We start from the raw sequence: 7,287 nt of genomic DNA on the forward strand, positions 1-7,287 counted from the left end.
CCCCCTCACTCCGCGGCGGCCCGGTCAGGCCCGGTCTGCGCCTCCTGGCGGTTGCGGCGGCCGGTCAGCCGGACCACCGCCACCGGCTGCACCGTGTAGTCCGGCGCGATCTCGGCATAGGACAGCACCACCGCCTCGACCTGATTGCGCATCAGGGTCTGGCGCAGGAAGCGGCGGATATCGAGCGCGGTCAGGATCACCGGCGGGCGGCCGCCGGCGGCGACCCGGCCGAGATGGCCGCGAATCGTGTCGACCAGCTCCTCCGCCTGGCCTTCGGGCAAAGCGAGATAGGCCCCGACCGTGGTCTGCCGGATCGACTGGCGCAGCACGTCCTCGGCGCTGCGCTCCAGGATCAGCGCGTGGATGATCTTCCGCTCATCGGCATGGCCGTGACAGATCTGCCGCTTCAGCCCGCCGCGGACATATTCGGCCAGCAGGACGACGTCCTGCTCCTTCTGCCCCCATTCGGCCAACGTCTCCAGCACCAGCCGGTGGTTGCGCAGCGAGATGCCCTCCTCCAGCAGCCGGCGGAACACGTCGGCGACCTGGTTGACCGACAGGTTGCGCTGCGCCTCGCGCACCAGGTCGCCGCGCGTCGCCTCGATGCCCTTGAGGAAGGCCATGGTCTCCTGGATGCCCAGGAAATGGGGGGCGTAGCGGCGCAGCGCCCGGGTCAGCGCCTCGGCCACGATCTCCTCCGCCGTCGCATGGCCGATGCCGGCCTCCGCCAGCGCCGCCTCGTGCCGGTCGTCGATCCAGTGCAGGACCTGGCCGCCGGTTCCTTCGCTGGTCTCCGCCGTCAGGCCGAGAAGATCGAGATGCATCGGGTCGTCGCGCAGCAGGATCCGGCCCGGCCGCGCCGTGCCGGCCTCGACCGGGACGCCGTCGATGTCGATGCGGAACCCGTCCGGCGGCAGCGTTCCAGCCGGCCCGACCCGGCCGGCCGGGAACGGCACGCCCAGCGCCTGCCCCAGCTCCTCTGCGGCGTCGCGCGCCAGCCGCTCGCCCTGGGCGCGGCCCAGCCCGGCGGCCAGGTCGGCGCCGAAATGCAGGGTCACGGTCTCGTCCGCCGCCGGGTCGGGCGCGACCTCCTCCTGCGCCGCGGCCCCGGCCTCGCGCAGGGTGCGGCGCCGGCGCAGCAGCACGCCGCCGGCCATGACCGCGGCGATGGCCAGGAAGATCAGGGTCGGGAAGCCCGGGATGAAGCCGAGCAGCGCCACCACCCCCGCGGCCATCAGCAGCGCCGTCGGGTTGGCGCCGATCTGGTGGGCGATGTCTGCGCCGAGGTTGCGGCTGTCCGACGTGGTGACGCGGGTGACGATGGTGCCGGAGGTGATGGCGACGAACAGCGCCGGGATCTGCGACACCAGCCCGTCGCCGATGGTCAGCAGCGAATAGACATGCATCGCCTGGCCCAGCGACATGCCGTGCTGCAGCATGCCGACGGCGAGGCCGCCGATCAGGTTGACCGCGACGATGATCAGCCCGGCGATGGCATCGCCCTTCACGAACTTCATGGCGCCGTCCATGGCACCGTAGAGCTGGCTTTCCTTCTCCAGCACCTGGCGGCGGCGGGTCGCCTCGGCCAGGTCGATGTCGCCGGAGCGCAGCTCGCCGTCGATGCTCATCTGCTTGCCGGGCAGGGCGTCGAGGGTGAAGCGCGCCGCCACCTCGGCCACGCGCTCGGCGCCCTTCACCACCACCACGAACTGGACCACGGTGATGATCAGGAAGATCACCAGGCCGATGGCGAGGCTGCCGCCGATGACGAACTCGCCGAAGGTCTGGATGATTGCGCCGGCATCCGCCTGCATCAGGATCAGGCGGGTGACGCCGATCGACAGCGCCAGCCGGAACACCGTGGCGATCAGGATCACCGAGGGCAGCACCGACAGCTCGAGCGGGCTGCGCAGATAGACCGCCACCATCAGCAGCAGGACCGCGAAGGTCATGTTGCAGGCGATCAGCGCGTCGACCAGCAGGGTCGGCAGCGGCAGGATCATCAGGAAGATGGTCGCCACCAGCAGGGCCACGATCATCAGGTCCTGCCGGCCGGTTGCGGCGGCCAGGGCGGATTGCCAGCTGCGGGTGCGGACGCGGGTCGCGGTCATGCCGCCACCCGCCGGTCGGGGGCGTCGAGATAGTCGCGGAAGGCCCGCCGCGCCGCCTCGATCTCGCCGAGCTGGTGCAGCGCCCGGCTGCGCAGCAGGTGGCGGGCCGCGGCCGGCGGCTCCGCCCGGTCGAGCCGGTCGAGAATTTCGATCGCCTGGCCGGGGCGGCCGACCGCGAGCAGGGCGACGGCCAGCGCCCGCAGCGCCGCCGGGTCGGCCCCGCCATCCTCCCCCTCGCGGGAGGCCAGCAGCATCGCCAGGGCCAGCGCCCGCCGGTTCTGGCCGTGCCGCAGATAGTCGAAGACCAGCTGATGCAGGGTGTCGCGCTGGGCAGAATTCATCCGCGTCACCCGCTGATCAGGTCGTTCAGCCGCGCGCGCAGCAGGTCGTGCTTGCGCAGCTCCTGCAGCAGCACGGCGCTGCCCCAGCGGGCCAGCCGGTCCTCGGGCGCCTCGGCCTGCAGCAGGTCGAGGATGTCGGCCAGGGTCTCGGCCTGGCTGCCGGGGGCGGCATGGATGCCCGGCGCCGTGGCCGGGCGGATGTAGTCCAGCAGCTCCTCGCGCAGCCGCGAGGCGCGGTCGCGCCGGCCCCGGACCGATCCGGCCCGGCGGGGCGCCGGCATGCCGATCGGGGGAACCGGCCGGCCGGTGATGCCGTCGGGCTGCTGGCCGGGCCTGACGCCGTCGAGCGGCTCGGTGCGGGACTGGATCGTCGTCATCTCGTTTCCCCCTTCCCCGACGTCGCTCTCACGGCTTGGCGGGGTCGGTCAGGACCATCACGAAGGTCTGCCCACTCCGGCTGCGCAGGGTGACGGCGTCGGACCGGATCGTCTCGACCGACCAGCCGCCGCCGAGATCCGCCCCTTCGAAGTATTTCGAGCCGGTGTGGGTGATCAGATAGGGGTTGTCGCCGGTCCACACCGCCTGGATCACGATCTCGGGCGCGCCGCTGGCGGCCCCGGTCGCCACCTCCGACGCCAGCAGGGCGGAGGAGGCGAAGGTGCGGTCGAACCAGGCCTGGATCTCGCGCCACTGCGCCATCTCCTCGGCCGACAGCCGGCCGGTGGCGACGATGCGGCTGCCCTTCGCGGCCAGGATGACGCTGTCGAGATGCGCCGCGTCGATCCGCGACTGCAGCGCCTCCTGCGGCGTCTGCTGGCGCGGCACGACCGGCGCCAGCATGGCGGTCTGCGCCGCGGGCTTGCCGGTGTCGGGCACGGCGGCCTGCTCCGATGCTCGGCCCTCGGCGCCGTCGCCCGATCCGCCGGAAGAGAGCGCGATCCCGGACAGGCCGCCGAGGATCACCAGCAGCGCGGCGGTCACCGTGACGGCGCGGAACCGCGATCCGCCGATGGACGCCTCCACCGGGCTGCGCAGCACGATGCGGGAGGATCCGAGCGTCAGCTCGGCCGGAAGCGGCAGGGTCACGGCGCCGCCGGGCTCGGTCGTTCCGGCCCGCCCCGGCACGGTGACGGCGCCTGCCAGGGGCTCGACCCGCACGCGGTTGCGGCCGATGTCGATCAGGGCGTGGACCGGGGCCAGCGCCTCGTCGGCGAGGACGATGTCGGATTCGAGCGCGCTGCCGACCCGGTAGGCGGCAGGCGTCAGCTTCTGGACGGTGCCGGCATTCGGCCCTTCGACCACGAACAGGGTGACCGAGGGCGACTGCCCGAAGAGCCGGTGCATCGGCCCTTGAAAAGGACTGTCAGAGACAAGCGCCTTGACTTTCGAGAGCATGGCCCCACCCCACGCGGCGCCCCGATCAGTGGCGAAAACGAGCGCGGCCGAGGCCGGCCGCGCTCGCCATACTGACAGCGTTGAAGCTCAGGAACCGGACGAGGGTCCGGGCTCAGCCCTTGCGGGCCGCTTCCTGGAGCGCCTGGGCCCATTTGTCGACCTTGCTCGACTTCTGGTTTTCCCAAGCAGAGTCGATGGAGTCCTGAGCGTTCTGCTTACGGATCTCCGCCATCTGCGCCTTCATATCGGCGACTGGATCGCTACCGGACGTCGAGGCCATTTCAAGATCTCCCCTTTGCGAATTCAGGATCCCGGGACTGCGAAACCACGGCAAATGAGAGCGCCAAGCCCTTGGATAAAAGCCTATCTGCCGATCCATGCCGGCATCAGGCATCGTTCCATTGCCGACCGCCTGCTTCATTCAAAGCCACACGGCCTGCCCGGACCACGGGCCCACTTCGCCGCTCGATACAACAACGGCACTATCCCGCAAAATCCTGTCAGGTCAAGCAATTCGAAATCTCAATGTCCCGGATTCGTGCCATTTGCCCCACAAGAAAAACTTTAACAAAAGGCCTGGAACCTGCCATCCCATCTAAGCGTTTAGGTCTGCCCGGCATCTGCAGCCGCCGTCCCCCGATTCGGCCGGAGGGGCGGTTCGATTGGCTTTTGCACCATCGGCTATGCAGGGTTATAAACGAGGGCGGGACACGGGCAGCGGTCCCGGCCGAATCGGCAGAACGTCTTGATGCAGGTGGGGATGGCAGTCAGGACCAACGCGATCACAGGAATGTTGTCCGTCAGATTTCGGCGGAGCGCAGCCGTGCTCGCCCTGGTTTCCGGGCTCCCCCTGGCCGCCGGGACGGCCTTGGCGCAGCAGCCGCCGGTCGCGGCGGCGGCTCCGGCCCCCAGGATCATCGCGACACCGCCTGCCATGACGTCGCCCGCCGGCGCCACGCCCCCGGTCGCGGCGCCCGCCGTCACGACCGACGCGGCCGGGGCCCAGGGCCGCCGGGCCCTGCCCTGGCCGGACAAGCCCTATCCCTATGTCGTGCTGGACCAGGATGTGCGCGACGTGCTGGCCGCCTTCGGCAGCAACCTCGACGTCCCGGTCAAGGTCAGCGACAAGGTCTCCGGCCGGGTGCGCGGCCGCCTGCCCGAGCTGTCGCCGCAGAAGCTGCTCGACCACCTCGCCGCCAGCTTCGGCCTGCAATGGTACTATGACGGCCAGGTGCTGTACGTCACCACGGTCGAGGAGGCGGTGTCGGAGATGCTGCCGCTCGGCCCGATCCGGTTCGAGGAGCTGCAGGCGTCGCTGGCCAGCCTGAAGCTCGACGATCCCCGCTTCCCGCCGCGGCCGCTGGCCAGCGCCAATGTCGCGCTGGTCTCCGGCCCGCCCCGCTACGTCGCCCTGGTCAAGGAGACCATGCAGGCGTTGCAGCAGGCCTACCAGTTCCAGACCACCATCGTGCGCGGCCGCACCGGGAAGCCCGGATCATGACGCCGCGACGCCGCCCCATCGACCCGACCCGTTTCCCGAGCCGAGGCTGATCCCATGGTTGTCATCTCGCCCTCCGTTCTTCCGGCGCCGGCGCTGATCGAACCCAAGGCCGCGGTCGTCCCCGTCGCCCTGCCGCTGGACCAGAAGGCCGCCAACGTCTTCGACTACGCCCTGCCGCTGCAGCCGGCGCACAAATCGGTGGCCGACTACGCCCCCAGCCTGAAGGCCAAGCTGCTGGCCAACCCGGCGGCGATGGGCGACCAGCTGCTCAACTCGCTGCAGCGGTTCCACAAGGACACCATGGCCCTCGGCGCCCGGCTGGACGAGAAGCAGCCCGCCCCGGCGACGCAGACGACGGCGTCGCTGACCACGCCGGGCGCGGCCAAGCCCGGCCTGCAGCCGGGCCCCGCCGCCGCGCCGCAGCAGGCGGCGCCGGAGGTCGACTTCAAGGGCCAGATGCGCGAGATGCGGGCGGCGACGCAGGAGTTCAACAACGGCATGCTGCGGACGACCCTCGTCACCACCACCGCCCGGCAACTGGGCAACGTTCCGGAAACCCTGCTGCGCGGCTGACCGCGGCGCCGGCCATCCCGGCGGGCTTGGACAGGTTCTCAGAAAGGTCGACCGGAATTGCTCAAACCCTGGGTCAAGCCCCTCGCGTTCGCCGCGCTGCTGCTGCTCGCCGCCTGCAAGGTTGAGCTCTACAGCAATCTGGAGGAGCGCGAGGCCAACGAGATGGTCGCGATCCTGCTGCACCAGGGCATCCCGGCCGAGCGCGAGATCACCAAGGATCGCGGCCTGGTCGTCTCGGTCGAGGAGGACCGTTTCGCCGACGCGGTCGACGTGCTGCGCCGCAACGGCTATCCGCGTGAGCGCTATGCCAAGATCCCGGACCTGTTCAAGGGCGAGGGGCTGGTGTCGTCGCCGGTCGAGGAGCAGGCGCGGCTGATCTATGCGCTGAGCCAGGAGCTGTCGAGCACGATCTCCGAGATCGACGGCGTCTACTCCGCCCGCGTCCATGTCGTGCTGCCGGACAGCGAGGGGCTGAAGGTGGCCTCCACCCCCTCCTCCGCCTCGGTGGTCATCCGCCACCGCGCCGATGTCGACCTGTCGAAGCTGACGCCCGAGATCAAGATGCTGGTGGCGAACGGCATCAAGGGCCTGCTGTACGAGAACGTCTCGGTCGTGTTCCTGCCGACCGATCCGGAGGCGGCGATGCCGCCGGTCGCCGACCCGCTGACCAATGTCGCCGGCTTCTGGGTGCACCGCTCCAGCGCGCCCTGGCTGCAGGGGCTGCTGGCCCTGGTCGCCGTGGCCGTGGTCGGCGTCGCCGGCGCCGTCGGCTGGCGCATCTGGCGCCGCCGCGGCGCGGCCCCGCAAGCGGCCGAATGACCATGCCGCCGGAGATCGCGGACCGGCTGGCCCTGGGGCGCTTCGACCGGGCGGTGGCGCTGCATGCCCATCCGGCGCAGCTCGGCCGGGCCTTCCCGAACCTGCCGGAGGCGGCAGCCCTGCGGCTGCTCGGCACGCCGCGGCTGCAGCCGCGCCTGTCGGAGCTGCTGCGCCGGCGCCTCGGCCTCGCGCCCTGCGACGCCGCGTCCTGGCAGGGCGATGCCGCCCGCATCGCCGGCCTGTCGCCGGCCGATCTGGACCGCGCCGTCCGCCATGCCGGCGCCGCGGCGCTGGCGGCGCGGCTGCGCACCATCGTCCTCGGCGCCGACATCCGCCGCGTCACCGGCCGGATCGGCGCCGACGCCTATGCCTTCGGGCTCGGCCACAAGAGGCCGGGCCCGGCGCTGACCGGGCTGGAGGCGATGCCGGTCGAGGAAGCGATCGACCGCGCCGGGCTGCTGTGCCTCGCGGCCTGGTGCGGCGAGGCCGGCCCGGCCATCGGCGAGCGGCTGCGGCTGCGGCTGGCGCCGGAGCGCTGGCCGGAGGG

The 7,287-nt window shown here is 71.4% G+C and carries 9 protein-coding genes; 4 read left to right on the plus strand and 5 right to left on the minus strand.

From position 1 onward, the window contains the following. Nucleotides 1-5 precede the first annotated feature (5 nt). The 5 genes from sctV to BWR60_RS36590 all read right to left on the minus strand — a co-directional run bounded on the left by sctV (nucleotide 6) and on the right by BWR60_RS36590 (nucleotide 4,268). The gene (gene sctV / locus BWR60_RS28575; RefSeq protein ID WP_088155422.1) at nucleotides 6-2,111 is read right to left on the minus strand and encodes a type III secretion system export apparatus subunit SctV; all 2,106 of its coding nucleotides are present in this window, start codon (nucleotides 2,109-2,111) and stop codon (nucleotides 6-8) included. Next, nucleotides 2,108-2,452 (minus strand): tetratricopeptide repeat protein, encoded by a 345-nt coding sequence (locus tag BWR60_RS28580; RefSeq protein WP_088155424.1) that lies wholly within the window; start codon nucleotides 2,450-2,452, stop codon nucleotides 2,108-2,110. The genes sctV and BWR60_RS28580 overlap by 4 nt, the downstream gene beginning before the upstream one ends. A gap of 5 nt (nucleotides 2,453-2,457) precedes the next feature. Then, nucleotides 2,458-2,829: a hypothetical protein gene (locus tag BWR60_RS28585; RefSeq protein ID WP_088155426.1), complete on the minus strand. Its 372-nt coding sequence runs from the start codon at nucleotides 2,827-2,829 to the stop codon at nucleotides 2,458-2,460. 28 nt (nucleotides 2,830-2,857) lie between these two features. Further along, nucleotides 2,858-3,796 carry a SctD/MshK family protein gene (locus BWR60_RS28590; protein WP_179221990.1) on the minus strand — a complete coding sequence of 313 codons (939 nt, stop codon included), beginning with the start codon at nucleotides 3,794-3,796 and terminating at the stop codon, nucleotides 2,858-2,860. A gap of 163 nt (nucleotides 3,797-3,959) precedes the next feature. After that, nucleotides 3,960-4,268 carry a hypothetical protein gene (locus BWR60_RS36590; protein WP_144445791.1) on the minus strand — a complete coding sequence of 103 codons (309 nt, stop codon included), beginning with the start codon at nucleotides 4,266-4,268 and terminating at the stop codon, nucleotides 3,960-3,962. A 513-nt stretch (nucleotides 4,269-4,781) separates the two neighbouring features. On the opposite strand from BWR60_RS36590, the gene BWR60_RS28595 reads away from it, so the two are divergent. From BWR60_RS28595 to BWR60_RS28610, 4 genes are all read left to right on the plus strand, one after another. Next, the gene (locus BWR60_RS28595) at nucleotides 4,782-5,348 is read left to right on the plus strand and encodes a secretin N-terminal domain-containing protein (RefSeq protein ID WP_088155430.1); all 567 of its coding nucleotides are present in this window, start codon (nucleotides 4,782-4,784) and stop codon (nucleotides 5,346-5,348) included. Nucleotides 5,349-5,402: 54 nt separating this feature from the next. After that, a complete protein-coding gene (locus tag BWR60_RS28600; RefSeq protein WP_088155432.1) occupies nucleotides 5,403-5,921 on the plus strand; it encodes a hypothetical protein in 519 nt (172 codons plus the stop codon). Nucleotides 5,922-5,978: 57 nt separating this feature from the next. After that, nucleotides 5,979-6,740 (plus strand): type III secretion system inner membrane ring lipoprotein SctJ, encoded by a 762-nt coding sequence (gene sctJ, locus BWR60_RS28605; protein ID WP_088155434.1) that lies wholly within the window; start codon nucleotides 5,979-5,981, stop codon nucleotides 6,738-6,740. Then, nucleotides 6,737-7,287 (plus strand): SctK family type III secretion system sorting platform protein (locus BWR60_RS28610; RefSeq protein WP_144445792.1); only part of this gene is annotated, 551 nt, incomplete at its 3' end. The genes sctJ and BWR60_RS28610, both read left to right, overlap by 4 nt.

Origin of the sequence: Inquilinus limosus (genome assembly GCF_002195995.1) — a bacterium.
GTDB classification, from domain to species: Bacteria; Pseudomonadota; Alphaproteobacteria; order DSM-16000; family Inquilinaceae; genus Inquilinus; species Inquilinus limosus_C.

Coding starts and splice junctions, on each gene's coding strand:
- sctV (WP_088155422.1), bottom strand. CDS start 2,111: ATGACCGCGACCCGCGTCCGCACCCGCAGCTGGCAATCCGCCCTGGCC.
- BWR60_RS28580 (WP_088155424.1), bottom strand. CDS start 2,452: ATGAATTCTGCCCAGCGCGACACCCTGCATCAGCTGGTCTTCGACTAT.
- BWR60_RS28585 (WP_088155426.1), bottom strand. CDS start 2,829: ATGACGACGATCCAGTCCCGCACCGAGCCGCTCGACGGCGTCAGGCCC.
- BWR60_RS28590 (WP_179221990.1), bottom strand. CDS start 3,796: ATGCACCGGCTCTTCGGGCAGTCGCCCTCGGTCACCCTGTTCGTGGTC.
- BWR60_RS36590 (WP_144445791.1), bottom strand. CDS start 4,268: ATGAAGCAGGCGGTCGGCAATGGAACGATGCCTGATGCCGGCATGGAT.
- BWR60_RS28595 (WP_088155430.1), top strand. CDS start 4,782: ATGACGTCGCCCGCCGGCGCCACGCCCCCGGTCGCGGCGCCCGCCGTC.
- BWR60_RS28600 (WP_088155432.1), top strand. CDS start 5,403: ATGGTTGTCATCTCGCCCTCCGTTCTTCCGGCGCCGGCGCTGATCGAA.